At 66.7% G+C, this 975-nt stretch carries 1 protein-coding gene and 1 pseudogene; one reads left to right on the top strand and one right to left on the bottom strand.

What is annotated here, in order from left to right; all coding sequences use genetic code 11:
* A pseudogene (locus FVW20_RS16650) lies at nucleotides 1-241 on the top strand (hypothetical protein); the annotation flags it as partial.
* 408 nt (nucleotides 242-649) lie between these two features.
* Here the strand turns inward: FVW20_RS16650 and FVW20_RS16645 are convergent.
* The coding region (locus tag FVW20_RS16645; RefSeq protein ID WP_196610467.1) for an L-threonylcarbamoyladenylate synthase at nucleotides 650-975 on the bottom strand (326 nt) is incomplete at its 5' end.

The raw sequence follows: 975 nt of genomic DNA, 5'->3' as shown, positions 1-975 counted from the left end.
GGCGGCGGCGCTGACCAGCCCGCTGGGCTGCGCGCCCTGTTCCGCCACCCTGCGCACACTGGGCTGCGGCTGGGGGCACGGCAGCGGGAGCCCGCACGGCGAAAAGGACCGCAACGCCACCGCAGATCCCGACGAAACCACCCCGTGCATGGCCGCCATCACCGTGCAGACAGTACTGGACAAGGTATGGGAATTGCTGGGAATACCCGACAAGAAACGGGAATGGGAGCGGCAGCCTTGATGCTTGCACGCGGAAGAACGCGGCACGGTCACCGGCGAGAGGAAACGTCCCCACACACGACAACGGCGGACAGCGCGCAAAAGAAAAACCGGCCCCACACCCCTGTAGGACCGGCTCTCTGCAAAGAAAGGAAGGTGATCAGGATGTAGCAAGCGGTGTGCCAACGCACCGCGGCGGCTGAACACAGCCTGCATCGCCTGCGGACGCTCACGTATCCATCTTGTTTTTCAGCTTTTTTCAAGATTCGCCAGGTAGCGGGTCGGCACGGACCGTTTGCGCAATCAGTTCAACTTTTTTGCCAACGATGTTGCCGCCGCCTCGCAGGCCCCGTCCGGTGCGGTTTTGCGGCCATTTTGCCGCCGTGGCCTTGCAAAAATTTTTTGTACTCCCGGCAGGGTCGCCCCCCGTTCACTCCAGCGCAAACCCGGCATCACGCAGGGCCTGAGCCGACACGGCCCCGGCCCGCAACACCCGCAGGCGCGGCGCACCGCAGCCAATCCCGCCACCGGACCCGCAACAGCCCCCATCCAGCACCTCCACCAGCGTGGAAGGCAAGCCGCCGGGCGGCGCGGGGGGCAGGTCCAGCGCTCCGGCCACTTCGGCCAGCAGTTCCGGATCAAGGTCCGCAGCGCGGGTCACGGCAGGACGACCGCTGATGTTGGCGCTGCTGGCCACCAGCGGCCCACCGGCCCGCAGGCACAACTCGCGGGCCACGGGGTGCGGGGTCAGACGCA

The sequence above is a fragment of the Nitratidesulfovibrio oxamicus genome (genome assembly GCF_015731765.1).
In the GTDB taxonomy this organism is placed as follows: domain Bacteria; phylum Desulfobacterota; class Desulfovibrionia; order Desulfovibrionales; family Desulfovibrionaceae; genus Cupidesulfovibrio; species Cupidesulfovibrio oxamicus.
The sequence above is the reverse complement of the archived record's forward strand: the minus strand, read 5'-3'. Positions and strand labels throughout refer to the sequence as shown.